The organism is Mycolicibacterium novocastrense, from assembly GCF_001499835.1.
In the GTDB taxonomy this organism is placed as follows: domain Bacteria; phylum Actinomycetota; class Actinomycetes; order Mycobacteriales; family Mycobacteriaceae; genus Mycobacterium; species Mycobacterium novocastrense.
The window spans coordinates 128,026-154,234 of sequence record NZ_LQIH01000023.1; the positions used below are offsets into that span (position 1 = coordinate 128,026).

Below are 26,209 nucleotides of genomic sequence, written 5' to 3' on the forward strand. Positions count from 1 at the left end.
ATGAGGAACGAGAGCAGCGTCGTCATCACCGGCGCCTCCCGGGGGCTGGGGCTGGCCTCGGCGTCTCACCTGTACCGGCAGGGCTGGCGCGTCATTGCGGCGATGCGGTCCGTCGACGCCGGCCTACAACGCCTGCGTGAGACGACCGGCGCCGCGCCGGAGGACCCGAACCTGATCGGCGTTCCGCTCGACCTGACCGACACCGCGTCGATCGAGGCGGCCGCGAAGTCCATCGAGGAGGCCGTCGGTGCGCCTTACGCCGTGGTGCACAACGCGGGGATCTCTGCGGCCGGCATGGTCGAGGAGACTCCGGTGAGCCTGTGGGAGCAGATGTTCGCAACCAACATCTTCGGCCCCGTCGCGTTGACCAAGGCGCTGCTGCCGTCCATGCGTGAGGCGGGGCGCGGCCGCATCGTGCTGGTGTCGAGTCAGGGCGGTGTACGCGGAATGCCCGCCACTGCACCGTATTCGGCTGTCAAGGGGGCGTTGGAGCGCTGGGGCGAGTCGATGGCCGCAGAGGTCGCGCCGTTCGGCATCGGTGTCACGATCCTGGTCACCGGCACTTACGACACCGAGATCATCACCGATGCGGGGACCACCGACTGCCGCGATCTGGACGGTCCCTACGCGCCGCATCACAGCACGATGGACAAGCGTGGCCGGGCCGCCATGCGGATGGCGGCGCGATCGCCCGAGAAGTTCGCGGCCGGGCTGGCCAAGGCGTTGGACAGCTCCAAGCCGTTCGTCAAGCGGTCGGTAGGGCCCGACGCTCGAATGTTGTTGATCGCCAACCGGGTGTTCCCCTCTGCCGGACTGCATCAGATGATCCGGCTGATGATGGGCATCCCGCGATTCGGCGCGCTACGAGGAAGCAGAGACCATGGCTGACGTTCGCTTCGAATCGAAGATGATGATCGACGGCAAGCTCGTCGACGGTGAGGCCGGCGCCTTCACCAACATCAACCCCGCGACCGAGGAGGTGCTCGGCGAGGTCGCCGATGCCTCGAAGGCCGATATGCACCGCGCGATCGACGCGGCACGGCGGGCCTTCGACGAGACGGACTGGTCGACGAATCACGCGTTCCGCCAGAAGTGTCTGCTGCAGTTGCAGGAGGCGATCGAGTCCGAGCAGGAAGAGCTGCGTGAGGAACTCATCCTCGAGGTGGGCTGTCCGCGCGCGATCACGCACGGCCCGCAGCTGGATGCGCCGCTGTCCGACGCCCTGAGATTTCCGGCGCGGCTGATCGACGAATATCCCTGGGAGACGTCGCTGGGCGACGCGCTCGTGTCGGTCACCGGGGTCAACACCACCCGCAAGGTCTGGCGCGAACCCGTCGGCGTGGTCGGGGCGATCGTGCCGTGGAATTTCCCGTTCGAGGTCACCATCCAGAAGCTCGGCCAGGCCCTGGGCACCGGTAACACCGTCGTGCTCAAACCGGCGCCCAACACCCCCTACAACGCCACCCGGCTGGGCCGGCTGATCGCCGAGAACACCGACATCCCACCGGGTGTTGTGAACGTCGTCACCGCATCGGATCACTTCGTCGGCGAGGAACTCACCCTGTCGCCGAAGGTGGACCTGATCTCGTTCACCGGGTCCACCGTCGTGGGCCGCCGCATCATGGAGAAGGGCGCCGCGACGATGAAGCGGCTGTTCCTGGAACTGGGCGGCAAGTCGGCGACCATCGTGCTGGAGGACGCGGACTTCGCGGTGGGATGCATGATGGGCATCGCGCCTTGCATGCACGCGGGTCAGGGGTGCGCCAACCCCACCCGGCTGCTGCTGCCGCGGTCCCGTTACGACGAAGGCGTCGAGATCCTCAAAGGAATCTACGAGGGTGTCGCACCGGGCGATCCGCAGGATCCCGGCACCCTGTGCGGCCCGGTCATCTCCGACAAACAGCGCAGCCGGATCCGCGGATACATCGACAAGGGTGTCGAGGAGGGGGCGACCCTGCTCGTCGGCGGAGCCGAGGCACCCGACGGCATGGACAAGGGGTTCTTCGTCAAGCCCACGCTTTTCGTCAACGTCGACAACTCGATGACCATCGCCCAGGAGGAGATCTTCGGCCCGGTGCTCTCGGTGATCCCGTTCGACGACGAGGACGACGCGGTGCGCATCGCCAACGACAGCCCGTACGGACTGGCGGGCAACGTGATGGCCGGAACGCTGGAGCGCGCCCTCTCGGTGGCCAGGCGACTGCGCGCCGGATTCATCGGGTTGAACGGCACCGCCGGGTACGGCGCCGACACGCCGTTCGGCGGATACAAGGCCAGCGGCATCGGGCGCCAGAACGGTGTCGCGGGATTCGACCAGTACACCGAGATCAAGTCCGTCGCCTATCCGGCCGGTTCCTAGGAAGAAGACATGCAACTGTTGTTTGACGACCTCGAGGACTTCGGCGAATTCGACGACTTCGTGTCGGGCGATGTGCGTGACCCCCACACCGAACTGGCGAGGCTGCGTCGCGAGGAGCCGGTCCAGAAGATCGAGATCCCCGGCATTCCAGGGCAAGAGGGCAAGCCGATCGTCATGGTCTACCGCTATGACGAAGCGCAGCAGATGCTGCGGGACAACGAGACGTTCTCCTCGTCGATCATCATCCAGGCGTTCGGCGATGTGTTCGGCAAGCATGTGATGCTGGGCATGGACGAACCCGAACACGGCAGGCACCGGAGCCTGGTGGCCAAGGCGTTCTCGCAAAAAGCCTTGGCCCGTTGGGAAGACACGCTGGTCACCCCTATCGGCAACGCGCTGATCGACCGCTTCGCCGACCGGGGTAGCGCCGACCTGGTCAAGGAATTCAACTTCCCGTACCCCACGCTGATCATCGCCGGGCTGTTGGGCCTGCCGCAGGACGATTACGCGCAGTTTCAGAAGTGGTCCATCTCGCTGCTGTCGTTCACCGTCAACCCCGAACGTGGGCGGGAAGCGTCACTGGCGCTGGCGGACTACTTCAGGCCGATCCTGGCCGCCCGCCGAGAGGAGCCCCGCGACGATCTGATCAGCCGGCTGGCGGCGGCCGAGATCGATGGCGAGAAGCTCTCGGATGAGGAGATCTTCTCCTTCCTGCGCTTGCTGTTGCCCGCCGGGGTGGAGACCACCTACAGGTCGCTGGGCAACCTGATGTTCGGGCTGTTGTCCAATCCCGAACAGCTGGAGGCACTTCGGGCTGACCGGTCGCTGATACCGCAGGCGATCGAGGAAGCGGTGCGCTGGGAGCCGCCGCTGAGCATGATCACCCGGGTGGCCACCTGCGACACCGAACTCGGCGGGGTCCACATTCCCGAGGGTTCCTCGGTGATGCCGGTGTTGGGCGCGGCCAACCGGCAGGACGAACGGTTCCCCGATCCCGATCAGTTCGACATCTTCCGCGAATCCAAGGCCAACATCGGGTGGGGCCACGGTGTGCACGTCTGCCTGGGCATGCACCTGGCGCGGCTGGAGATGCGGGTGGCGCTCAACCTCCTGCTGGACCGCCTGCCCAGTTTGCGGCTCGATCCGGGCGCCGAGGAGGCCTACATCCGCGGGCAGGTATTCCGGTCTCCGACCGCGCTGCCCATCGTCTTCGACACACCAGCGAGCCCATGACCGATCTTCGCTTCGACGGGCAGGTGGTGGTCATCACCGGCGGTGGGCGGGGAATTGGCCGCGGCCATGCGACGCTGCTTGCCGCGAAGGGTGCACGAGTCGTCGTCGCCGACAACGGAGCCGATATCGACGGCCGCGCATGCGCATCGCGACCGGCGGACGCAGTCGTCGAGGAAATCGTGCAAGCCGGTGGCCGGGCGGTGGCGTGCAGCGCCTCGGTTGCCGACGAGGCGGGGGCACAGTCGATCATCGACGCCGCGGTTGATGCGTTCGGACACATCGACGCGGTGATCAACAATGCCGGAGTGCACGACCCGGGTCTCTTCGAGGAACTGTCGACGGACCGGAACCGGCGAATGCTCGACGTGCACTATTTCGGAACGCTTTTCGTCTCGCGGGCTGCGTGGCCACATCTGATCCGCGCCGGAGGCGGCCGCATCGTCAACACCGTGTCCGAGGCCATGCTCGGCGGCATCCCGGAACTCACCAGCTACGGAGCCGCCAAGGGGGCGGTCTGGGGGCTGACTCGAAACCTCGCCACCGAAGGTGCGCCCCACGGCATCGCAGTCAATGCGATCGCGCCGCGCGCCTACACACGCATGTCCGCATCGCAGGGACCGCAACTCGCGCAGCTGTACGGCATGTCAGAGGAGACGATGGACGAGATCAACGCCAGCATGCCTCCCGAACTATGCGCTCCCGCAGCGGCTTTCCTTGCGCACCGATCGTGCCCGCTCAACGGTGAGGTCCTGCTGACCGGGATGGGTGGTGTCTCCCGCCTCGCTGTGGTTCGCAGCCAAGGCGTCTGGAAGCAGCCCCTGACCGTCGAAGACATCGCGGAGACCCTCGACCAGATCATGAACGTCGACGATGCCTATGTGACCGAAGCAACCAGGAGTGTTCTGTGACCGATTTCGAGACCGTCGACTTCTTCACCGACGAAAAGCTCGTGCCCGATCCGTACCCGTATTTCGACTTCCTTCGGTCCAAATGTCCGGTGGTGCAGGCGACCCCGTTCAACGTGCTCGCAGTCACCGGCTACGACGAGGCGCTCGCCGTCTACAAGGACCCCGCGTTCTCGTCCTGCGTATCGGTGGCCGGTCCGTTCTCCGGTATGCCCTTCGGTCCCGGTGAATCCGATGACGTCAGCGAGCTGATCGAACAGCACCGCGCCGCTGTCCCGATGGCCGAACACATCACATCGCAGGACCCGCCGCTGCACACCCGCACACGGGGGCTGCTGAATAAACTGATCACACCCAAGCGCCTCAAGGAGAACGAGGACTTCATGTGGCGGTTGGCCGATCGGCAACTCGACACCTTCCTCGACAAGGGCAGCTGCGAGTTCTTGTCTGCCTACGCCAAACCGTTCTCACTGCTGGTCATCGCCGACCTGCTCGGTGTGCCCGCCGAAGACCACGAGGAGTTCAAGGAGGTCTTCGCGCTCGAAACCGTCGGCGAGCTCGGCAAGGAGGCGCCGACCTCACACAACCCGCTGGAGTGGCTCAACGAGAAGTTCTACTCCTACATCGAGGACCGCCGACGCGCCCCGCGCCAGGATGTGCTGACCGAGCTGGCGCAGGCCAAACACGAGGACGGGTCAACTCCCGACATCGAAGACGTGATGAACCTGTCGACGTTCCTGTTCGCCGCCGGCACCGAGACGACCACCAAACTTGTCAGCTCGGCGGTCCGATTCATCGCCGACAGCGCGGATTACGAGAAGGAACTCCGCCACGACCGCAGCAAGATTCCCGCGTTCCTCGAAGAAACCCTGCGGATGGAGAGCCCCGTCAAATCCCACTTCCGGATGGCGCGAACCACAACGAAGATCGGTGAAGTCGAGGTACCGGCGGGCACGACCGTCATGCTGCTCCCCGGAGCCTGCAACCGCGACGATCGTAAGTTCACCGACCCCAACACCTTCCGCGCGGACCGGCCGAATGTGCGCGAACAGATCGCGTTCATCCGCGGGGTCCATTCTTGCCCGGGTGCGCCGCTGGCCCGTGCAGAAGGACGAATTTCGCTGAACCGCATCCTGGACCGGATGGCCGACATCACGATCTCCACCGAACATCACGGCCCGCCCGAGGAGCGACGTTTCACCTACGAGCCGACATTCATCATGCGCGGGCTGTCCGAACTGCACATCACCTTCAATCCGATCACCTAGCCCTGCGAGCAGAGGAGTAATGACATGACCGGAAAGCTCGACGGCAAGGTCGCTTTCATCACGGGGGCCGCCCGAGGTCAGGGCCGCGCGCATGCCATCGCGATGGCCAGGGAGGGTGCCGACATCATCGCTGTCGACATCTGCCGCGACATCCCGTCCAACCCCTATCCGCTCGCCACACCCGAAGACCTCGCCGAAACCGAGCGCGCGGTCAAGGAGATCGGGCGGCGCGTCGTTGCCCGGGTCGCCGACGTCCGCGAGCGCCACGAACTGCGGGAGGCGGTGGAGGCCGGTGTCGCCGACCTCGGCAAGATCGACATCGTGGTCGCCAACGCCGGCATTCTGCCGATGGCGATGGGAAACCCCGATCCGATGGGCTTCGTGGACGCGTCGGACGTCGACCTGGTCGGGGTGATGAACACCGTCGCGGTGGCGCTTCCGCATCTGCCCGACGGTGCGTCGGTCATCGTGACCGGCTCGACCGCCGGCATGATCCGCGGCACCACGACGAGCCCGGACATGGGGCCGGGCGGTGCCGGATACGGCTGGAGCAAACGCGTCGTGATCGAGTACGTCGACGAGATGTGTCTTCACCTGGCACCGAGGATGATTCGCATCAACGCCATCCATCCGACGAACTGCAACACCCACCTGTTGCAGAACGAGGGGATGTACGGCGTGTTCCGGCCCGACCTGAAAGCCGAAGGTAAGACGCCGACCCGCGAAGACGCCGAACCGCTGTTCTCACTCTTTCAGGCCATGCCGATCCCGTACATCGAGCCGGAGGACATGGCCAACCTCGGCGTATTTCTGGCCAGCGACGACAGCCGCTACATCACCGGCCAGCACATCCGCGTCGACGCCGGTTCACTGCTCAAATGGCCCAACGGGCCCGGGGGTTAAGGCCGGTGCAGAAATCCGTGCAGGATCGCCTGCACGAGTTCGTCGACGATCGCCTCACGCGACGGCGGTCTGTTGCCGAAGAAGGTGGACCGCAGCGCCACCATCCCGACGATCATGGCGACCGTCGAGTGCGCGGGAAGATCGGGCTGATCTGAACGCAGCCCGCGCAATCGGATACCTTCGGCGCTGATCTGACCCAGCAACGTGAGCGCGCGCCGGATGTCGGCGATGCCCGCGCCGTCGATCTCCTCGTCGGTGAGTCCGTCCGAGGCCACGAGGGTGAGCAGCAGGCCTCGATGCTCGATGAGAACGTCGTAGAGACGCCCCACGAACTGCCGAGTCAGTTCCTCCTCGGTGACTTTGTCGGGTATGACGGCCTGCCAAGTCTGACCGAAGTCGTCGACGAAATCGGTGAACGGCAGGACGAGGGCCTCCCGGAACAGGCCGGCCTTCGAGCCGAAGTGACGAAACAGCAGGTACTCGGACACGCCGGCCGCCTCGGCGATCTCCCGCGTCGTGGTGCTGCGGTAGTCGCGGCGCGCGAACAGGTCGCGGGCGGCGTCGAGCAGGAGCCGCCGGGCCTCGCCGGGGGCCCTGCGTGAGGCCTGCGTCACGCCGGCCGATCCCTTCTTCGCCGAACGTCGCTGGGGCACGGCAAATGACGATAGTCGGCCCTTGACCCCGACGCGTGTAATAGTGTGCACTATTACAGCTGACGTGGGTGCGGAAGGAACGTGGTCGTGGGCCAACTCATCATGCTCGGAACGCTGTTCGGGCTGCTCGTCTTGATCGTCGGCCTGGTGCTGTACTTCGATCCCGAAGCGCGCGGTGAGAGACCGGTTGCGGAGGACGAGCGATGAGCACCGAGCTGACGCCGGCGTTGATCGTCGGCTTGTCTTTCGCCTACGTCGGCGGAGTGCTGTTTTTGGCCTACGGTGTGTATCTGAGCATCCGGCGCGGCCGCCTTCATCCGCTGCTGCTGGTCTCGATTTCGGCGATCTCCTTCTCGTGGATCGAGGCACCTTACGACTGGGCGGTGTACGCCCAGTTCCCTCCCGCACTTCCGCGCATGCCGTCGTGGTGGCCGATGAACATGACGTGGGGCGGCGGACTTCCGTCATCGGTGCCGATCGGATACATCCCCTACTTCGTGCTGCCCGCAGTGATCGGCGCCGCGCTCGGGCGGAGGCTGATTCGGCGATTCGGTTGGCGCAGACCACAAACCCTGCTGATCGTGGGTCTGCTCGTCGGGTTCTGCTGGGCACTGCTGTTCAACGGATTCTTCGGCCCCCGCCTCGGGGTCTTCTACTACGGCTACGTGATTCCGGGACTGGCGATCTTCGAGGGGAGCAAGTTCCAGTATCCGATCTACGATGCGATCGCGATGGGCTTGCAGATGATGGTCTTCACCTATCTCCTCGGGCGTGTTGACGCCAAGGGGCGCAACGTGATCGAGGTGTGGGCAGACAAACGATCGTCGAGCCGTGTCGGTTCCTCACTGCTGTCGATCGCCGCCGCCGTCGTGGTGGGCCACCTCATGTACGGCGCGGTCTTCGCGCCGCACCTGGTGACGAAGCTCAGCGGCTACGTGACTTCCGGTCCCACCGAGCAGCTGTTCCCCGGGGTGCCGAACCAGCCCCGCTGAACCCTTCGCCCGGTCCTGCCGTCACCGCATGGTCGCCACGTTGTGCCACAGGTTGCGCAGGCTGTCGGTTCCTCCGAACAGCGTCGTGAAGTGTGTGGAGTCGATCAGCACGATGTCGCCGGCGCGTTGACCCGCCGGCGGCATCCAGATCAGCGCGTTGAACTCGCTGGTGCCGTCGGCGGTGAACGGGTGCGGTCGGTCGGGGTCCACACGCTGACGGCCGAGTACCCGAACGCCGTCGCTCTCGGGCGCGGTCAATTCGTAGTGGGGCAGGTGCGGGTGGAAGTTGAATGTCGTGACGTTGGCGAGTAGGTCAACCGAATCGAGATCGTGATTCCCGGTCAGGGGCGCGATTTCGCGTGTGCCCGGCACGACCGCGGGTCGCAGACCCCACTTGTTGAGGACGGGGACATCGAGCGCCGCCATCAGCGACCGGGTGTACTGCCCGAACCGCTGCTGGCGCGGGACCAACGGATCGCCGTGGTGTTCGAATTCCATCTGCCGCTGCGCGAAGTCGTCGCTGAAACCGACATCGTGATGCGGGGCGAGCAGCAGGCATGTGCCCTCTCGCTGCAGCCACCGCTCGATAGCGGCAATCTCTTCGGGAGCGGCCTCCTGTTCGGACAGGATGTGGTCGAGCCCGAAGACCATCAGGGTGTCGGTGTCTTCGAGGATCCGCTCGTCGATCGGCAGTTGATACCCGGCCTGGTCGGTGCGCTGAAAGACCGCCACCGGATGTCCGGTCGCCTCCCCGGCCAGCGCTTGGAAGGCCAGCGTCGACCGATGGAAGAGTTCCAGCGTTCCCGCGATGCCCTGCAGGAAGTGAGCGGCGTCGTACTCGGTCGTCTCGTAACTGGGCCACAGTGCGTTTCGCACTTCTGTCATCGTCGAGAACCGGTTGTACATCTCTCCTGTGTTGCGCTGTGCCTCCCAGGGATAGCTCCACGTCCAGTAGATGCTGATGCGTCTGCGCCCATCGTGCGAACGCGGGATGTGGTCCTGGTTGTAGGTGCGCGCCGAAGTACCGTTCATCGTGTCGGTCCCCCCAATTGAGCGAGGTAACGGAGGCCACCCAGACCGGGCAGGAAGAAGTACGCGCCACCTTTGAGCGTGGTGAACGCTGGAATACCCTTGTGCACCTTGCGAATGGGCCGCTTGGGCACCGTGAAGTCCAGAGTGCCGTCCTGTGTGCCGCAGATCGGGTCGTGCTCGTTGTCGAGCTCGTGGAACGTCTTGTCATTGATCCAGACGTTCTGCGCGAATTCGAATTGGCGTACGAGATCGGCACAGATGATGAAGGCGGCGATGCCGCGATCAACACCGTCCTCAGGTGCGTCGACGGGCAGCGCGGGGCCGTAGGTTGCGCCGCGCCGAATCATCCGGCGTCGATTCATGTAGTGCGCGGTGTCACGAGGGTTGAGCCGCCTGGCGTGCGAGCCGAGTGGACACGCGTAACCGAAAGGGTCCATCTCCTTGTAATTGAAGTCGTTGTTGCGCATGGGATCAGCGCCCAACCCCGGGTCGTCCTTGTCGGGTGTGAGTACGAGTGGGGCGCCGCTCCGCCAGCGGCCCATGAACTTCGCGGCCAGCAGTTCTTCGTCCTCCGACGTTTGGGAATTCGTCTTCAGATAGTCGCGAAACAGCCCTACGTGTTCCTGAAGCCGGCGATAGGCCATATAACTACCGTTGCGCGACAGGGCCTCTGGCTCGGGTAGATCCAGCACGGGCCCGTTCTCGTCGGGATAACCGAGGATGAATTCGCCCGCCTCCAGGGGGTCTCCCGAACCCGGTGTCGGATCTTCGCCGGAGCCCTTCATCACCGGCTGCGACAGGCGATCGCGGAAGCCGAAATGGTCGTGGGCGTAGTTGAACGGGGGGGTCGCGTTGAGGTCGAGGTGGGAGAGGCTACGAACCCCCTCCGTGCGCGCCAGTAGTTCGTCGTGTTCGTCGATGGATCTGCGGCATTGTTCATCGGTCCGGGAGAACAAGATCGCGATCGCGTGCAGATCGTCACCGGCGAGTCGGCCGAGCCAGTGGTCGGGTGCGGCCGCTCCGGTGTCGCCGAGGATGCTGGCGCGCGCGGCCATTCCCTCGCGAAACGCGTCGGGGAAGGTCGCCAGCGACTCCTCGCCGACTCCGAGCGCGCGGAGGCCATACCACGTGAAGGCCAGGGTGACCCAGCGATCCGAAGTGTCCATCGTGGCGCGGACATCAGCCGCCGACTGGACCTTGTCGAGCAGTGCGCTGAGCCACGCGCGGCCCCCTTCCGGGGAGTCGAAGGTCAGGAACTCGTACCGTCCCGTGATCGCGGGCGTGCGGGTCAGCAGGATGTGTTGTATGTCGTCGAGCTCGAGCTCGTCTGTGGTGGACATCATTGCCGCTGAGTCCCTTTCGTCCACGCCCAGGCAGTGATTCGCCAGCCCTGCGATGCTCGGCGAAGGGCCACCGTGAAGAATGCGCCGTCCTGCCTCACCGGCGCGCCCCGCAGGCTGAACGTCATCGTCGCGGGCAGGACGAGGTAGGCGCGGTCATCGCTGACGCTGTTGTGCAAGGGCACCCCGACGCCGACGACATAGTCTGAGGCGCCGAGGTGAGCTGACTCGGCAATCACATCGCGGTACCAATCCTGCGCCGCGGATGCGCCCTGCCAGACGTGGGGTGCCATTCCGTCGAGGATCGTTGCCGCGGAATCGAACGCGGACGCCATCTCCGCCACGTCGCCGTTGTTGAAGGCTGCGATGTACCGGTGCACCGCGGCCAGTGGATCCGCCGCGCTCATGACCGTCACTGCATCTGGTCGAGCATCGTGGAGAACGCGGCTTTCAGGCGCAGTGCCTTCTTTATCTCATCGGCCGTCACGTACGGATACTCGCCGTATTCGAGAAAGCTCGGGACATGGTGGTCGCGAACGAATTTGACGAATGCTTCAGGGTTCTCGCGCCAGTCCTCGGGGAAGCCTTCGAGGTTGGTGAACACCGTCGTGATGCCGGTCTGACTGAACAGTTGCACCGCGTCCTCGGTGTACTTGTCGAAGTCGGTGTCGAAGATGCCTTGATATTGGAAGTGCAGGCCCGAGCCGACGTCGAACAGCACCCATCGCAGATAGTGCAACCTCAAGGGGGCGAGGACATCGGGGCTGGCCGCGATTGCTTCCTCGATCTGCTTGCCGTAGGCGCGGACGGCGGCCTCGCGGCCTTCTTTGACCTTCGCAATTATGGAAAAGCCGTAACAGGCCGGTGTCCGGGGAAACACCGGTCCGTACCGCCCGCGTTCGAGTTCGAAATATCCGGCCTCGGGAATCGCCATTGCCGCGGGTGTCGTCCAGTCCTGGTGATCGGCGGCCATGGCGTCCCCCTACCGTTGCTACGTGAGCGGACACTAGCACCGCTGAACGGGTGCGACACATGTTTCGGCAGCGCAGAAACGCTCCGTAATAGTCGTTTTTCCGTGAGGAATTTGATGCCTGACTAACTAGATCAACTATCCGTAGAGCGAAAGTGATCGGGTAAGTTATCGCAGATTTCAGGGACGAGCGGCGCGCACCGATTTAGGCTGCGCATGGTGTTGCAGAAGCGGCCGCGTCGAACGGTGGCACGCCACTGGGGGTCACGAGAAGGGAGGCGGCCATGCGATCTGGCCATCGCTGCCTACTGGTTGCGTTGTCGATCTCGGTGGTGCCGGTCGGTGTCGCCGTCGCTCCCGTCGTGGCGGCGGACTGCACGAATGCCGGCGCCGCCACAGTGTGCGCCCAGGGCACCGTCCGCGGAGGTGGGCCCGACGCTCCGCAGGCAGGGCCCGTATATCCCGGCTACTGCGCTGACCCCTGGTATTGCAATGACGATTGGGGACTCGACATCGTCGTCGATCCCGATCCTCCGAGGCCGCCGAGGCCGCCCATAATCGATCGCCCGGGACGGCCGGGTGTCGGACCGCGCTGATTCTTGTGCAGACGTCCTCCGTTGATTCGAGCAAGGAGCTTGGAATGTTCTCACGCAACGCTTTTGGTGCCGGGCTGATCTCCGTTGGGCTGCTGCTCGGTGCCGCACCCGCCGCCGCCGATCCGCCCAACTGCACCGCCGCCGATCTGGCCGGCGTCATGGCCGGGGTCTCGGCGGGTACGTCGTCCTATCTGTTCACGCATCCGGATGTGAACGCCTTCTTCACGGGACTCAAAGGCAAGCCCAGGGACCAGATGACCGACGAGATCAAGGCATATCTGGACGCCAATCCGCGGGTCCGCGACGAGCTGCGGGCGGTCCGGCAGCCTGCGGCCGACTTCCGTGCACGCTGCGATGTCGCGATGCCAGACTTGCCGATGGGCTAACGGTCGCGTGCGGAACTGACACACTGGGGGTGTGCGCGACACACCGAAGTGCTGGCTCACCGACATGGACGGTGTGCTCGTCCGCGAGGAACACGCGCTGCCCGGTGCCGCCGAGTTTCTGCAGCGGCTCGTTGACCTGCAGCGGCCCTTCCTGGTCCTGACCAACAATTCGATCTTCACACCCCGCGATCTGTCCGCCCGGCTCAAGCGGTCCGGTCTCGTCGTACCCGAGGAGTCCATCTGGACCTCCGCGCTGGCGACCGCATCGTTTCTTACTGACCAGCTGCCGGGCGGATCGGCCTACGTCATCGGCGAGGCAGGGCTGACCACCGCACTGCACGAGGCGGGCTACACGCTCACCGACATCGAACCGGATTTCGTGGTCCTCGGCGAGACCCGGACCTACTCGTTCGAAGCCATCACCAAGGCCATTCGGTTGATCCTCGGCGGGGCTCGGTTCATCGCCACCAACCCCGACGTGACCGGGCCGTCCGCGGAAGGGCCGCTACCGGCCACCGGGTCCGTCGCCGCGATGATCACCAAGGCCACCGGCCGCGAACCGTACTTCGTCGGCAAGCCCAACCCGATGATGTTCCGCAGCGCGCTGAACCGCATCGAGGCGCATTCGGAGAGCACGGTCATGGTGGGGGACCGGATGGACACCGACGTCGTCGCGGGCATCGAAGCGGGCCTGGAGACCATCCTGGTGCTGACCGGGTCGACGACGGTCGACGAGGTCGAGCGGTACCCGTTCCGGCCCAGCCGCGTGTTGCCGTCCATCGCCGAGGCCATCGAACTGGTGTGAGCCGCGGCGCGACCGCTGCCTACACTGACCCCGATGACCAGCACATCGGAGGCGACGCGGCCACTGGCCGGCGTGCGCATTGTCGAGATCTCCAGCTTCGTCGCCGTCCCGCTCGCCGGAATGACGCTGTCCCAACTCGGGGCGGAGGTGACGCGGGTCGATCCGATCGGCGGCGCCGCCGACTACCGCCGATGGCCCGTCACCGACGACGGTGAGAGCATCTACTGGGCCGGCCTGAACAAGGGCAAGCGATCGGTCGCCGCCGACGTGCGCTCCGACGAGGGCCAGAACGTGATCCAACGGCTCATCGCCAGCAGCGGGATTCTGATCACCAATGTGGCTGGGCGCCAATGGCATTCATACGAGACGCTCAAAGCGCTCCGCCCCGACCTGATCCACGTCGAGGTGTCCGGACGCGCAGACGGGGGCACCGGTGTCGACTACACGGTCAACGCGGGTATCGGTTTCCCCTTGGTCACCGGTCCATCGGAACTCGCCACCCCGGTGAACCACGTACTGCCGGCGTGGGATGTCGCGTGCGGCCTCTACACCGTGCTGGCCGTCGTGACCGCGCTGCGGCACCGTGACGCGACCGGAGAAGGCCAGCGAATCGGCATCCCGCTGGAGAACGTCGCGCTGGCGACGGCGGGCAACCTCGGCTTCCTCACCGAGGTCATGGTCAACGGCACCGCACGCGAACGCATCGGCAACTCGGTGTATGGCCAGTACGGCCAGGACTTCGTCAGCAGCGACGGTGTGTCGTTCATGGTCGTGGCGTTGACCGGTCGGCATTTCCGCGACCTCACCGAGCTCACCGGCACGACGAAAGCGGTTGCCGCGCTGGCGGACACGCTCGGTGCCGACTTCTCCGACGAGGGCCAGCGGTTCGTGCACCGCGACGCGTTGAGCGGATTGTTCGCCGAATGGTTCACCGCGCACACCGCCGATGAGATCAGCACAGCGCTGTCGGGCACCTCGGTGCTGTGGGAGCGCTACCGCACCTTCGCCGAAGCGGTCACCGAAAACAAAGTCACTGACAACCCGTTGTTCACCTCGCTCGAGCAACCGCGGATCGGCACCTATCTGGCGCCGGGACTTCCGATTTCGATCGGTGGGCAGTACCCGCCCGCGGTCACGTCGCCGGCGCTGGGGGACGACACCGTCGCCGTGTTGGGCGAGTGGCTGGGGTTGACCGCCGAGCAGGTCGACGGCCTGGTCGCCTCGGGCGCTGTGGCGACAGGACGCGCTGAATGAGCAGACTGCTCGACCTGCTCGAGTTGCGCTCCGGAACCGAAACGGACAGCTGGATCGGACCGGCGAGCGGCCCGGCGGGCAAGCGGGCCTACGGCGGACAGTTGGTCGCGCAGAGCCTGGCTGCTGCCTGCCGCACCGTCGAGGGGGACCGGCTGCCGACGAACCTGCACCTGCAGTTCCTGCGCGGCGGAGAGGCGGGCGACGACGTCGGCTACACCGTCGCGCGCGTCTTCGACGGCCGAACGTCTTCGGCGCGGCGCGTCGAATCCCGGCAAGGCGAACGGCTTTTGACGACGGCGACGGTGTCGTTCGCGGTGCCGATGCGTGGTCCCGAGCACGGGCACCGGCTGCCCGCGCTCTACGATCCGGAGTCGTTGCCCCGCACCGGTCCTGCCGGGCCCGCGCCGTCGATGCCGCTCGAGGAACTCGATATCAGGATCCTCGACGACCGCTCGTCAGGCGAGTTCGTCCGCCGTCTCTGGTGGCGCGCGACGGTGCCCGTCCCGGACGATCCGATCCTGCACACCCTGATCGCGGTGTATGTGTGCGACGTGTACATGATCGATCCCGCGCTACAGGTGCACGGCCACTCGATGCGGGCACGGACACACCGCAGCGGCACCACGGATTCATCGATCTGGTTTCACCAACCGGTGTTCGCCGACCAGTGGAACCTGCTGGAGTCGACGTCACCGGCCGCCGCACGGGGCAGGGGCGTCGTCACCGCCAACCTGATCCGCGCCGACGGCGCCGTGCTCGCCACGCTCGCGCAGGAAGGCCTTATCGCCGAGCGGGACTGAGCGTTGCCGAGACGCTGCGCCCGCGGCGTGCCCGCAGCCGCCGGCGCGCCATGGTCACCAAATAGGTGAGCAGGATGCCGACGGCGAGCGAGGCGATCACGCCGAGGGCGGGGTGGCCGGGGAACATCGCATACACCTGGTAGTGGACGAGGTAGGTGTACAGCGACGCCTCGGCCAGCACGCCTGCCGCCACGGTCAGCGCCGCCGGACAGCGGATGGTCGGCAGCCAGATCACCAGCGCGAGTCCGCCGAACACGAGAAGCTCTCGCAGGGTGTTCTCGAAGTAGCCGTACAACGCCACCGCCAGAACCAGAGTCAGCAGCGCACGCTGCAGGGTCGTGCCGGCCTTGGAAGCCGCCCAGCCGATCGCGAAGAACCAGAACGCGAGCATCGTGAACCAGGCATCCCGGCCCAGGTCCCACCCGAACACGTCGTAGCGCAACGCCAACCCGGCGACCAGGAACGCCACGGCGACCGCGAACGGACGCCGACGCTCGGCCCGGTCCATCGCCGGTATGCACAACAGCAGCGCCAGGGCGACGAGCGTCCACACCAGAATCTCGACGAACCACAGGCGGCCCGCGGTCATGCTGTCGTGCGGACCGAGAATCTTGTTGGCCAGCAACAGGTTCGTCCACGTGTAATCCGAAGTCCACGGCATTACGAGGGCCACCCACAGCACCGACGGCACGGCGATCCAGCCGATGGTGTTTCGCAGGTGGCGCACCCGCTTGACGCGCGACACCGGTGTCAGACAGAACCGGCCGAAGTTGTATCCGGCGATGCCGAGCAGCAGATGGGCGCCACCCCACAACTCGAACAACTCGGCATGCGAACCGACGATCACGATGATCGCGACGGCCCGCATCGCCACGCTGGTCTCCAGCGTGGCGTCCCACAGCCGCCGGCGGGTCCGCGGCCGCTTCACCAGCCTCTCGAGCTCTCGAAGTGGCAGCTGTTGCCATCCGGCGGGCAACTGCCCGAGCGCTCGTTCCAGCCGCACCGACATCGCCACGTAGGAAAGCGAGTTCCCGCCGAGGTCGACGAAGCTCGCGTTCGGGTCGATGGTCGCCGGGTCCAGCTGCAGCACGTCGGCGAACACTTCGCGCAGGTCGGTGGTCGGCGCCGCGTCGCGGCCCCGTGCGAGGTCGCGGACGGTTCGGTAGTCGGGTTTCCCGGACTCCAGCAGCGGCAGTTCGTCCACAACGACCGCGCGCACCGCCGACGACGGAACACCGGCGGTCTCGGCCGCTATGCGCTGCACATCGCGTTCGCTGTGCGCGCCGGCCGCCGCCACGACGAGGCGATCGTCGTCGTTGGTGCAGAAGGCGGTGATCCCGCCGGCGCTCAAGGCGGACTCGATGCGTTGCAGATCGATGCGCAAACCGTACATTTTGACGAATCGGCTGGTACGACCGACGATTTCGTAAAGTCCGTCGGGAGTGCGGCGGGCCAGGTCGCCGGTGTGCAGCGATTCGACGGTCTTGTCGAGGGCGAGGTCGTCGGGGCCGTGGGCGTAGCCCATCATCACGTTGGGGCCGCGGTAGACGAGTTCGCCGACCGCTTCGTCCGGCCATTCGTCGGTCGATTCGATGGTGAACGAACCGCCGGGAATCGGCCGGCCGATGCTCTCGGGCCGTGAGAGCGCCAATTCCGGTGGCAGATAGGCCATTCGGGCGGTCGCCTCGGTCGCCCCGTACATGACGAACAGTTGCCAGCCCTCGTTTCGGGCCTGTTCTGCGAACCGTCGGACGCGCTCGGCAGGCATGCGCCCGCCCGCCTGCGTCACGTACCGCAGGTCCGGCAGGTCCGTCGCGTCGAACCTCATCTGCTCGAGCAGTTCGAACGTGTACGGAACACCGGCGAACGAGGTGCCGCGGTGGCGACGGAACAGGTCCCAGAACCGCTCATCGGTCACCGAGAGATCCGTGAGGATGAGGCCGGCGCCGCGGAGCAGGTGACTGTTGACGACCGAGAGCCCATAGCAGTACGACATCGGCAGTGTGGTGGCCGCGCGGTCGGTTTCACGGATGTCGAGGTAGCCGGAGATCGCGCAGGCATTGGACAGCAGGTTGTCGCGGGAGAGCCGGACCAGCTTCGGTGACCCGGTGGTACCGGAGGTGGACATCAGCATCGCCAGGTCCTCGTGCAGGCGGCGCGCGCCGGCGCTGCGGCGATGGCGAATCACACCGTCGCCGACCACCGTGTCGGGTTCGTAGGTGCGCAGGATCGTCGAGTGTTCCCGTCCGGCTGGAACGGGGAGCACCACATGATCCGCCGCGAGCGCGGCGAGATAGTGCACGAGCGTGTCGATGTCGTTGCGTGTTTCGAGCAGCACGAGCCGTCTGCTCCCGCCGAGGTCGGGCATGACGCCCGCGACCCGGTCGGCCAGCGCGGCATAGGTCACGTGCTGCGTATCGGTGTGCACCGCGACGTTGTCCCCGTAGCCGCGCAGGTGCTCGATCAAGGGGTTCGTCACAGCGCGACTCCGCTGCCCAGCACCTGGATGTGCACCTTCGCGTTGACCTGCGGCGGATCGAGGCTGTGCTGGCGGACGATGACCGGGTCCGCGTCGCCGGCGGGGTCGACCGTCAACAGCACGTCGTGGCCGAGGAATTCGACGGCCAGCACGGTGCCGACACCTTCGAGCCGCTCGGTATCAGACACCACGGTCGCGACGAGCTGTTCGGGTCGCAGTAGCAGCGTCGCAGGCCCGGCCGCCCGGGATTCCGTGCTGTGCAGGGGGATTCGTCCGAACGCGCACTCGGCGACACCGTCGGTGACCGTGCAGGGAAGTGATACGCAATCACCGAGGAATGCGGCGGTGAAATGGTCGGCCGGATGCCGGTACACCTGCTGCGGTGGTCCCACCTGAGTGAACCGGCCGGCACGCATGACCGCGATCTGGTCGGCGACCGACAGCGCCTCCTCCTGGTCGTGAGTGACCAGCAGCGTGGTGACACCGGCGTCGACCAGCAGGCGCGCGACGGCTTTTCGTGTTGACGCGCGTAGGCCGGTGTCGAGGGCGCTGAACGGCTCGTCGAGCAGCATCACGACCGGTTTGCGGGCGAGCGCTCGCGCTAGGGCCACCCGCTGCTGCTGGCCGCCCGACAGTTCGTGTGGGCGCCGTGATGCGAAAGCGGGATCCAGCGAGACCGTCTCGAGCAGTTCGTCGACCCGGGCCCGGATTTCGGCGCGGCGGAGGGATCCGTTCAGGCCGTACGCGATGTTCTGGCCCACGCTCAGATGTGGGAACAGTGCGCCGTCCTGGGCGACGTAACCGACCGCGCGCCGGTGCGGTGCGACGGCACTGTCCGGGCCGGCGACCTGGCGACCGCCGATGACGATGGTCCCGTCGTCGGGTGTCTCGAACCCGGCGATCAGTCGGAGCAGCGTGGTCTTGCCGCAGCCCGACGCCCCGACGACAGCGGTGATGGTGCCCGCCTGCATTTCCAAATCGATGTGATCCAGCACCATGTGACCGTTGAAAGCCTTGGCCAGGCCGTGTGTTTCGACAACGTTCACAGTGCCGCCGCCTTCGTCGACTGCCGATACAGCAGCAATGTCACCGGTATGGCGAGGACCACGAGCACCAATGCGTAGGGCGCCGCCGCCGCGTAGTCGAGCTCGCTGGAGAACGACCAGAACATCATCGCCAGCGTCCGGGTCCCGGTGGGCGCGAGCAGCAGCGTCGCGGTCAGCTCGGTTGCCACCGCCACGAACACCAGCGAGGCCCCTGCTGCGGCGGCGGGAGCGGTCAGCCGCAGCGTCACCCGCAAGAACGTCGCCGTCGGCGAACTGCCCAGCGACCGGGCCGCCTCCTCCAGGCTCGGCGGAACCTGAGCCAGGCCGGCCCGGACGTTGACCAACGCGCGGGGCATGAACAGCAGGACGTAGGCGAACACGATCAATGTCAGGCTCTGGTAGAGGGGGCGCACGAACTGAATCGTGAAGGTCACCAGCGCCAGTGCCGTGACGATGCCGGGCAGTGAACTGGTCACGTAATTCGCACCTTCGACGACGCGAGCCAGTACGCCGGTCGAGCGCACGGCCACCCAGGCGACGGGGAATGCGAGTACGGTCGTCGCAATCGCTGCGGCCGAGGCCAATCCGATGGTCTGGCCCAGCGCCGAAAGGATGTCGTCGACGACCCAGACGTCGGCGCCCCCCAGCCACAGCCACCGCACGATCGTGCCGACCGGCACTCCGATGGCCAGCACCGCCAATGCGGTCAGCCCGAGCGTCGCCGGAATCACGCTGTGGCGCAGATGGATCGGTGCGCTCGCACGTGGCGCGCCCGAGCCGATCCTGGCGAACCGGGCGTTGCCCCGCGCGGCGGCCTCGCCGACCAGCAGCGCCAGGCACAGCAGCACGAGCACACCGGCCAGCATGCTGCCTGCCGCTCCGTCGAAGGTCGCCTGGAACTGCTGGAAGATCGCGACGGTGAAGGTGTCGAACCGCAACATCGCGAACGCACCGAACTCCGCGAGAAGATGCAATGCGACCAACAGCGAACCCCCCAGAATGGCAAGTCGCAGCTGGGGAAGCGTGACGCGCAGAAACACCCCCGCCGAGCCGGATCCCAGTGCCCGGGCCGATTCCTCGACGGCGGGATCGAGCCGTCGCAGCGTCGCGGCGACCGGCAGGTACATGAACGGGAAGTAGGACAGGCTGGTGACCAGCACACCCGCCGGCAGGCCGTGCAGCGACGGGATCACCCCGACCCAGGCGTAGCTGTTGACGAACGCCGGAACCGCCAGCGGCGCAACGAAAAGCGGCCGCCAGAGCGTCCGGCCGGGAAGGTCGGTCCGCTCCACCAGCCATGCCGCGCCGACACCGATCACCACGCACAGCGGAACCGTGATGAGTACCAGGGCGACGGTGTTGACGAGCAGTTCACCGACGCGTGGGCGCACCACGAGTTCATAGGCCCGCGTCCACCCCACCGAGACCGTCGCCCACGCCACATATCCCAGCGGAATGCAGGTGGCCGCCACGAGGATCGCGACCGTGATCGAGACCAGCGGGCCGGGCCGGGACGCCCTGTCCGCCCGCGACACCGGTGCCGCGGGCGGGGGAACGGGGGGAGCGGCGGCGACCACCTACAGCAAGCCGGCTTTCGTCATCAGATCGGTGACCTTCTGCGCGTCGAGGTTCGACGGGTCGACGTTGGGCGCCTGCAGAGTGTCCAGCGGGGGCAGGGCGGGATTCGCGGGCACGCCACTGGCGACCGGGTATTCGAACGACGTGCCCTTCTCGAGCACCTCCTGACCGGCCTTGCCGGTGATGAACCGGACGAACTGCTGGGCCTGGTCCATCCGGTCGGTCGAGGCGAGTACCCCACCGCCGGAGAGGCTGACGAAGGCGCCGGGATCCTCGTTCTTGAAGTAGTGCAGCGCGGTATTGCCGCTCATCTCTTTGGTTTTCGCCTGATCGCGGAACCAGTAGTAGTGGTAGATCACTCCGCCGTCGACTTCACCGGCGTTGACGGCCTTGAGGGTGGCGATGTTGTCGCTGTAGAGCTTGGCGTTGGCTTTCATGGCCGCCAGCCACTGTGCGGTCGCGGGCTCACCCTTCAGTTCGAGCAGTGCCGAGACGATCGCCTGGAAGTCGGCCTTGGTCGGCGGCGCTCCCCAGCGGCCCTTCCATTCCGGCTGCTGCAGGTCGAGCAGTGACTTCGGCAACTGGTCGGGCTGCAGCCTCGAGGTGTTGTAGACGAACACTGTGCTGCGCGCGGCCACCCCGGTCCAGTTGCCGGTCGGCGGACGGTACTGCGGCGGCACCTGATCGAGGGTCTCGGGCGCGAGTTCGGCGAACAGGCCGGCGCGCTCGACCGCGGCCATCGCCGGTGAGTTCTCCGTCAGGAAGACATCGGCCGGCGATGCTTTCCCTTCGGCCACGAGCTGGTTGCCGAGTTCGGTGTCACCGCCTTGACGGTAGGTCACCTTGATCCCGGTTTCCTCGGTGAAGGCGTCGATCCATTCCTTGGTCAGCGACTCGTGCTGGGCGTTGTAGATCAGCAATTCGTCGCTCTCGCCGGAATCCGAGCAGGCGGTGACACCGGCTGCCAGGGCGAGGGTTGACAGGACGGCGGCGATCCGCCTCCACCGTGATCGCATACAGGGGATCCTTTCGCGGTACGTGCAGGTCAGGACGCAATCTTTAGCTGAGGTTTACCTAACGAACATACCCTGTCGGTGTCCGGCTCGGCGGGTGCTGCACGTTCGGGCTTTGGTGGCACCTGACCGGAGGGATTTGGGGGGCTGGCCTCTCACCTCCTTTTCGGTACAGCGGTACCGCGTTGCCGCACGCGGGGTACGTTTGCCTCGATCGGGGTGCCGGCCCCGCGTACCGACACCGAGGACGGACGAATGAACAGAGCCAAGCGTTCGGGACTGGTTTGCGGAGCGGCGCTGGTGGCGACCGGCGTCTTGGGCGCCGTCCCGGTGGCGAGTGCCGCGCCGTGCACGGCCAGCGGGTTGGCGACGACGGCGAGCGGCGTGCTCAGCCAGGCGGGCGGCTACCTGGAGTCGCACCCCGGTGCCAACGAGGTGCTGACGGCCGCGGCGACGCAGCCGCCGGACGCTGCCCGTGCCAACGTGCGGGCGTACTTCACCGCGCATCCCAACGAATACCTCGACCTGCGGGGGATCGCGGCACCGCTGACCGATATGCGCGCGCAGTGCGGTATTGCCGTCAGCCCCGGACAGCTGGCGACGCTGTTCGAGGCGATGGGCGAATAGTCACATCCGCCCGGAGCGGGCGCGAACGAAGTTGTAGACGCCGAACGCGGCGATGCCGAGGGCGGCGAGGATGAGAAGGAATTTCCCGAACGGCGCCTGCCCGAGCGTCTTGACGGCCGCGTCGAGTCCGCTCGCCTTGGCGGGGTCGGCCTGCAGCGTGGCCACCATGACCAGCACACCCGCGCCGCCGAGGACCAGTCCTTTGGCGGTGTAGCCCGCGATGCCCACGGCGGTGACGCCGTTGCCGCCGGACGCGCGCAGGTCTTTGAAGAACTTCTTCGTCACGCCCTTGTACACGTGGTAGCCGCCGACGACGAGCAGGCCCAGCCCGACCGCGATCAACACAGCCTTGCCCCAACCGGATTGCATCATCTGCGCGGACAGGCCGGCGTTCTGTTGAGAGCTCTGCTGTCCGCTGCCCATGGCGAAGCGGGCCGCCGAGAACGCGATCGCGAAGTTGACGGCGGCCAGGCCGAGCGATTTCGCGCGCTTCCACGCCGGTGTGTCGTCGCGGAAGCGGCCCGAGCCCTCACCCGGCCGCGGGCCGACGATCGCCTCGGCGACGCGCCACAGCCCGAGTGCCAGCAGTCCGGCGGCGACAACCCACAGGAGCACTGCGCCGCCCGTCTGTTGCGCCAAGGTGGCCAGTGCCCCCGACTGGTCGGCGTTGCCGCCGGAGCCCAACGCGATGCGCAGGATCAGATAGCCGACGAGCAGATGCAGTACGCCGCTGATCGCGAAACCGGCGCGCGCGGTGTACTCGAACGCATCGCTGTCGGTCGCCCGGTCGGCGACTCCGTGTAACGAGTTGTCGGTCATGCCGGCGTGTACCCGCTTTTTGACGTCGACGAAACAGCGTGGGCTCGAGCTGTGGATGAAATCGGGGTTGGGGATGACGGGGCCTGAGGGCTCCCGGATGCCGCCTGCGTGTCGGTCACCTGCTCGACCGTGGAGCCATGAACTCATGGACTCGCGCCGAGATCGGCGCGCTGGGAGAGCAACTCGCGGTCGAGCACCTGCGGGCGCTGGGGCTTCGGGTGCTCGAGCGCAACTGGCGGTGCCGGTACGGCGAGCTGGACGTGATCGCGGTCGACGACTCGGCCCACACCGCGGTGTTCGTGGAGGTGAAGACCCGAACGAGCGACCGGTTCGGCGGAGTCGAGGAGGCCGTGACCCCGCAGAAGGTGCGTCGGCTGCGGCGGCTCGCCGGGCTGTGGCTGGCCGCCCAGGACACCGGATGGTCGCAGGTGCGCATCGACGTGGTCCGGGTGCGGTTCGGCCGAAGCCGCGCACCGGAGATCACGCATCTACAGGGGGTGGGGTAGATGGCGTTGGGGCGGGCGTACTCGGTCGCGGTGACCGCGCTCGAGGGCCAGATCGTCGAGGTCGAGGCCTTTGTCGGGTCTGGTCTACCGAGCGTCGATCTGGTCGGCCTGCCGGATGCGGCGCTGCAGGAGTCGCGCGCTCGGATCCGGGCCGCCATCACGAACTCCAAGTGTGACTGGCCGATGACCAGGCTGACGATGGCGCTCTCACCCGCGACTCTTCCCAAGGTCGGGTCGGTTTACGACCTCGCGTTGGCGTTGTCGGTGTTGTCGGCCGGCGCGAAAGAACGATGGCCGCGTCTCGAAAAGACCGTCCTGCTCGGCGAATTGGCCCTCGACGGACGGGTCCGCTCCGTCAGGGGCATCCTCCCCGCTGTGCTGGCCGCCAAGCGCGAGGGCTGGCCGGCGGCCGTCGTCCCCGCCGGCAACCTCGCCGAAGCGAGTCTGGTCGAGGGTATCGAGGTGTGGGGCGCGCGCACGCTGAGTCAGTTGAAGTCGTGGCTGCAGGGCAGGGCGCGACTCGAAGGCCGCATCGCCTCGCCTTCGTCGAGACCCGAGCCGATGGCCGACCTCGCCGACGTGGTCGGCCAAACCGAGGCGCGGTATGCCGTCGAAGTGGCGGCGGCGGGCGGTCATCACGTCATGCTGACCGGCCCGCCGGGTGTCGGTAAAACAATGCTGGCTCAACGTCTTCCGGGCTTGCTGCCGTCGCTGTCGGAGAGCGAGGCGCTGGAAGTCACGGCGATCTACTCGGTGGCAGGTCTGCTCTCGGAGGACGCCCCGCTGATCACGCGACCACCATTCGTCGCGCCGCATCACACGTCGAGCGTGGCGGCGATGGTCGGCGGCGGGTCGGGGATGGCGCGCCCTGGCGCGGTCAGCCGGGCGCACCGCGGCGTGCTCTTCCTCGACGAGTGCGCGGAGATCGGCAGCAGTGTGCTCGAGGCATTGCGTACTCCGTTGGAGGACGGCGCAATCCGTCTCGCCCGCCGTGACGGCATCGCCCGGTATCCGGCACGGTTCCAGTTGGTCCTGGCCGCGAACCCGTGTCCGTGCGCCCGCCCCGACCCCCGGGACTGTGTGTGCACCGGCCACGAGAAGCGCCGCTATCTCGGCAAGCTTTCCGGTCCGCTGCTCGACCGGGTCGATCTTCACGTGCGGATGCACTCGCTACGGGCCGGCGCGATCGTCGCCAAGGACGGCGAGTCCACCGATGTGGTGCGTGAGCGGGTGGCCGCGGCACGTGCCGCGGCCGCCGAGCGATGGCGGCCACACGGCATCCGCACCAACGTCGAGGTCAGCGGGTCGTTGCTGCGGCGCAAGTTTCGGCTGCCCACGGCGGTGATGAAACCGTTCGAGGCGGCGCTGAATCGGGGAACACTCAGCGTCCGGGGTATGGATCGCACGTTGCGGGTCGCGTGGACGCTGAGTGATCTTGCGGGCCGGACATCGCCGACTCTGGACGACGTCACCACCGCGTTGAGTTTCCGACCGGCCGGAGGTGTGCCGTGACCGACAGAACCGCGCACGCCTGGGCGTATCTCTCGAGGGTCGTCGAACCCCCGTGCCCCGCACTCGCGGCGCTCGTGCAGCGGGTGGGCGCGGTGGAAGCCGCGGAGCGGGGGCAGCGCGGGGAAGCAGGTGAAGAACTCAACCGGCACGCCGAGGCCCGTCGTGACATCGACTGTGCTGCCGGTGACCTGGCGGTGCTGGCGCGGCACGGCGGCCGCCTGATCACCGGCGAGGACGACGAGTGGCCCCTGCTGTCGTTCGCCGGGTTCGGGGGCGCTCCGGACCGGTTGCGGCCGCGGGCTTATGCGCCGATGGTGCTGTGGGCGATCGGGCCCGCGGCTCTCGACGAGATCGCCTTCCGGTCCGCCGCGGTCGTCGGGACCCGGGCCGCGACGGCGTACGGCGAATTCGTCGCCGGTGACATGGCCACCGGGCTGGCGGAGCGCGACGTCGCGGTGGTGTCCGGTGGCGCGTACGGCATCGACGGCGCTGCGCACCGTGCGACGCTGGCCGTCGAGGGGGTCACCGTCGCGGTGCTCGCCGGCGGCGTCGATGTCCCCTATCCGGCAGGGCATTCGGCGCTGCTGCGGCGCATCGCCGAACACGGTCTGCTTCTCAGCGAGTATCCGCCCGGCGTGCGACCCGCACGCCACCGGTTCTTGACCCGTAACCGGTTGGTGGCGGCGCTGAGCGGGGCGACCGTCGTGGTGGAGGCCGGCGCGCGAAGCGGTGCGGCCAACACCGCGGCGTGGGCACGGGCACTCGGTCGCCCGGTGTGCGCGGTGCCCGGGCCGGTGACGTCGTCGGCGTCGGTGGGGTGCCATGCGCTGCTGCGGGGCCGAGCACACCTCGTCACGCGCGCGGCGGACGTCGTCGAACTGGTCGGCCGGATGGGTGAACTGGCACCCGACGAGGAACGCCCGGTCTCGCCGTTGGACGATCTCGGTGACATCGAAAAGCGGGTCTACGACGCGCTTCCGCGCCGGGGCGGGCGGACCGCCGAGGAGATCGCGGTCGCCTCGGGTCTGCCCGCGCGTCAGGTGCTGGGTCCTCTGGTGAATCTCGAGCTCTGTGGCCTGGTGGTCGGGCGGGACGGAAGGTGGAAGCTGGCGGCCGGCTGAGAGTGCCCGATG

At 66.9% G+C, this 26,209-nt stretch carries 26 protein-coding genes; 16 read left to right on the plus strand and 10 right to left on the minus strand.

From position 1 onward, the window contains the following. Genes AU072_RS17005 through AU072_RS17030 form a run of 6 tightly spaced genes read left to right on the plus strand, consistent with a single transcriptional unit; the run spans position 1 to position 6,668 of the window. Positions 1 to 888, plus strand: a complete 888-nt coding sequence (locus AU072_RS17005; RefSeq protein WP_064415022.1) for an SDR family oxidoreductase — start codon at positions 1 to 3, stop codon at positions 886 to 888. 19 nt (positions 889 to 907) lie between these two features. Beyond that, complete coding sequence (locus AU072_RS17010) at positions 908 to 2,359, plus strand: aldehyde dehydrogenase family protein (protein WP_064415023.1); 1,452 nt, start codon at positions 908 to 910, stop codon at positions 2,357 to 2,359. Between the two features lie 9 nt (positions 2,360 to 2,368). Next, positions 2,369 to 3,592 (plus strand): cytochrome P450, encoded by a 1,224-nt coding sequence (locus AU072_RS17015; RefSeq protein WP_064414862.1) that lies wholly within the window; start codon positions 2,369 to 2,371, stop codon positions 3,590 to 3,592. Further along, positions 3,589 to 4,500 carry an SDR family NAD(P)-dependent oxidoreductase gene (locus tag AU072_RS17020; protein WP_064414863.1) on the plus strand — a complete coding sequence of 304 codons (912 nt, stop codon included), beginning with the start codon at positions 3,589 to 3,591 and terminating at the stop codon, positions 4,498 to 4,500. Before AU072_RS17015 ends, AU072_RS17020 begins: the two co-directional genes overlap by 4 nt. After that, positions 4,497 to 5,765, plus strand: a complete 1,269-nt coding sequence (locus AU072_RS17025) for a cytochrome P450 (protein WP_064414864.1) — start codon at positions 4,497 to 4,499, stop codon at positions 5,763 to 5,765. Before AU072_RS17020 ends, AU072_RS17025 begins: the two co-directional genes overlap by 4 nt. Positions 5,766 to 5,789: 24 nt before the next feature. Continuing rightward, entirely contained in the window at positions 5,790 to 6,668 is an 879-nt protein-coding gene (locus AU072_RS17030) for a mycofactocin-coupled SDR family oxidoreductase (RefSeq protein ID WP_064414865.1), read from the plus strand. On the opposite strand, the gene AU072_RS17035 is transcribed toward AU072_RS17030, so the two are convergent. Next, positions 6,665 to 7,321, minus strand: a complete 657-nt coding sequence (locus AU072_RS17035) for a TetR/AcrR family transcriptional regulator (protein WP_064414866.1) — start codon at positions 7,319 to 7,321, stop codon at positions 6,665 to 6,667. The genes AU072_RS17030 and AU072_RS17035 overlap by 4 nt on opposite strands. Positions 7,322 to 7,524: 203 nt before the next feature. On the opposite strand from AU072_RS17035, the gene AU072_RS17040 reads away from it, so the two are divergent. Next, on the plus strand, positions 7,525 to 8,313 hold the full coding sequence (locus AU072_RS17040) for a spirocyclase AveC family protein (protein ID WP_064414867.1): 789 nt from the start codon (positions 7,525 to 7,527) through the stop codon (positions 8,311 to 8,313). Positions 8,314 to 8,334: 21 nt separating this feature from the next. Here AU072_RS17040 and AU072_RS17045 read toward each other — a convergent pair whose 3' ends face one another. The 4 genes from AU072_RS17045 to AU072_RS17060 are packed head-to-tail and all read right to left on the minus strand — an operon-like array spanning position 8,335 to position 11,658. Then, positions 8,335 to 9,345, minus strand: a complete 1,011-nt coding sequence (locus tag AU072_RS17045; protein WP_064414868.1) for a hypothetical protein — start codon at positions 9,343 to 9,345, stop codon at positions 8,335 to 8,337. Next, a complete protein-coding gene (locus AU072_RS17050; RefSeq protein WP_064414869.1) occupies positions 9,342 to 10,688 on the minus strand; it encodes a Dyp-type peroxidase in 1,347 nt (448 codons plus the stop codon). The genes AU072_RS17045 and AU072_RS17050 overlap by 4 nt, the downstream gene beginning before the upstream one ends. Further along, on the minus strand, positions 10,685 to 11,092 hold the full coding sequence (locus tag AU072_RS17055; protein ID WP_064415024.1) for a YybH family protein: 408 nt from the start codon (positions 11,090 to 11,092) through the stop codon (positions 10,685 to 10,687). Before AU072_RS17055 ends, AU072_RS17050 begins: the two co-directional genes overlap by 4 nt. A gap of 5 nt (positions 11,093 to 11,097) precedes the next feature. After that, a complete protein-coding gene (locus tag AU072_RS17060) occupies positions 11,098 to 11,658 on the minus strand; it encodes a hypothetical protein (protein ID WP_064414870.1) in 561 nt (186 codons plus the stop codon). Between the two features lie 281 nt (positions 11,659 to 11,939). Here AU072_RS17060 and AU072_RS27670 point away from each other — a divergent pair, with 281 nt between their 5' ends. The 5 genes from AU072_RS27670 (at position 11,940) to AU072_RS17080 (ending at position 15,496) form a co-directional block, all read left to right on the plus strand. Next, a complete protein-coding gene (locus AU072_RS27670; RefSeq protein ID WP_082680614.1) occupies positions 11,940 to 12,251 on the plus strand; it encodes a hypothetical protein in 312 nt (103 codons plus the stop codon). A 44-nt stretch (positions 12,252 to 12,295) separates the two neighbouring features. Then, the gene (locus AU072_RS17065) at positions 12,296 to 12,637 is read left to right on the plus strand and encodes a heme-binding protein (protein WP_064414871.1); all 342 of its coding nucleotides are present in this window, start codon (positions 12,296 to 12,298) and stop codon (positions 12,635 to 12,637) included. A gap of 64 nt (positions 12,638 to 12,701) precedes the next feature. Further along, a complete protein-coding gene (locus AU072_RS17070) occupies positions 12,702 to 13,442 on the plus strand; it encodes an HAD-IIA family hydrolase (RefSeq protein WP_276018817.1) in 741 nt (246 codons plus the stop codon). Positions 13,443 to 13,475: 33 nt separating this feature from the next. Next, entirely contained in the window at positions 13,476 to 14,696 is a 1,221-nt protein-coding gene (locus AU072_RS17075; protein WP_064414873.1) for a CoA transferase, read from the plus strand. Continuing rightward, positions 14,693 to 15,496, plus strand: coding sequence for an acyl-CoA thioesterase (locus tag AU072_RS17080; protein WP_064414874.1), 804 nt, complete (start codon positions 14,693 to 14,695; stop codon positions 15,494 to 15,496). The genes AU072_RS17075 and AU072_RS17080 overlap by 4 nt, the downstream gene beginning before the upstream one ends. Here AU072_RS17080 and AU072_RS17085 read toward each other — a convergent pair. The 4 genes from AU072_RS17085 to AU072_RS17100 are packed head-to-tail and all read right to left on the minus strand — an operon-like array spanning position 15,477 to position 21,615. Next, entirely contained in the window at positions 15,477 to 17,975 is a 2,499-nt protein-coding gene (locus AU072_RS17085; RefSeq protein ID WP_064414875.1) for an AMP-binding protein, read from the minus strand. The genes AU072_RS17080 and AU072_RS17085 overlap by 20 nt on opposite strands. After that, positions 17,972 to 18,973: an ABC transporter ATP-binding protein gene (locus AU072_RS17090; RefSeq protein ID WP_064415025.1), complete on the minus strand. Its 1,002-nt coding sequence runs from the start codon at positions 18,971 to 18,973 to the stop codon at positions 17,972 to 17,974. Before AU072_RS17090 ends, AU072_RS17085 begins: the two co-directional genes overlap by 4 nt. Before the next feature lie 44 nt (positions 18,974 to 19,017). Continuing rightward, positions 19,018 to 20,598: an ABC transporter permease gene (locus AU072_RS17095; protein WP_064414876.1), complete on the minus strand. Its 1,581-nt coding sequence runs from the start codon at positions 20,596 to 20,598 to the stop codon at positions 19,018 to 19,020. Further along, positions 20,599 to 21,615: an iron ABC transporter substrate-binding protein gene (locus tag AU072_RS17100; RefSeq protein ID WP_064414877.1), complete on the minus strand. Its 1,017-nt coding sequence runs from the start codon at positions 21,613 to 21,615 to the stop codon at positions 20,599 to 20,601. A gap of 252 nt (positions 21,616 to 21,867) precedes the next feature. On the opposite strand from AU072_RS17100, the gene AU072_RS17105 reads away from it, so the two are divergent. After that, positions 21,868 to 22,239, plus strand: coding sequence for a heme-binding protein (locus tag AU072_RS17105; protein WP_064415026.1), 372 nt, complete (start codon positions 21,868 to 21,870; stop codon positions 22,237 to 22,239). Here the strand turns inward: AU072_RS17105 and AU072_RS17110 are convergent, their stop codons facing one another. Next, positions 22,240 to 23,058, minus strand: coding sequence for a DUF1206 domain-containing protein (locus AU072_RS17110; protein WP_064414878.1), 819 nt, complete (start codon positions 23,056 to 23,058; stop codon positions 22,240 to 22,242). A 137-nt stretch (positions 23,059 to 23,195) separates the two neighbouring features. Here AU072_RS17110 and AU072_RS17115 point away from each other — a divergent pair, with 137 nt between their 5' ends. From AU072_RS17115 to dprA, 3 genes are read left to right on the plus strand one after another with little or no spacing between them, the layout of a single operon-like run. After that, entirely contained in the window at positions 23,196 to 23,564 is a 369-nt protein-coding gene (locus tag AU072_RS17115) for a YraN family protein (protein ID WP_064414879.1), read from the plus strand. Continuing rightward, a complete protein-coding gene (locus AU072_RS17120; RefSeq protein ID WP_064414880.1) occupies positions 23,565 to 25,076 on the plus strand; it encodes a YifB family Mg chelatase-like AAA ATPase in 1,512 nt (503 codons plus the stop codon). Next, positions 25,073 to 26,197, plus strand: a complete 1,125-nt coding sequence (gene dprA / locus AU072_RS17125) for a DNA-processing protein DprA (RefSeq protein ID WP_064414881.1) — start codon at positions 25,073 to 25,075, stop codon at positions 26,195 to 26,197. The genes AU072_RS17120 and dprA overlap by 4 nt, the downstream gene beginning before the upstream one ends. The last annotated feature ends 12 nt before the right edge of the window (positions 26,198 to 26,209 follow it).